Source organism: Thermopetrobacter sp. TC1 (assembly GCF_000746275.1).
In the GTDB taxonomy this organism is placed as follows: domain Bacteria; phylum Pseudomonadota; class Alphaproteobacteria; order Rhizobiales; family Aestuariivirgaceae; genus Thermopetrobacter.
In genome coordinates this window covers 6,107-6,318 of sequence record NZ_KN050830.1, presented here as the reverse complement: position 1 = coordinate 6,318, position 212 = coordinate 6,107, and the positions used below count along the sequence as shown (strand labels likewise).

General features: G+C 56.1%; 1 protein-coding gene. It reads left to right on the top strand.

The genetic code is table 11. The features are described from left to right. On the top strand, positions 1-212 hold a 212-nt coding region (locus EK16_RS12550; RefSeq protein WP_231573665.1), incomplete at both ends, for a hypothetical protein.

Below are 212 nucleotides of genomic sequence, written 5' to 3'. Positions count from 1 at the left end.
TGGGATGACGATTGGAGCGACCCGTGGGATGACGATTGGAGTGACCCATGGGATGACGATTGGAGCGACCCGTGGGGCGATGACTGGAATTACCTAGGAGACGACACCTGGGATGATTACTCCTGGGATGACACCTGGGATGACTATTCCTGGGACGACACCTGGGATGATTACTCCTGGGACGACACCTGGGATGACTATTCCTGGGACGA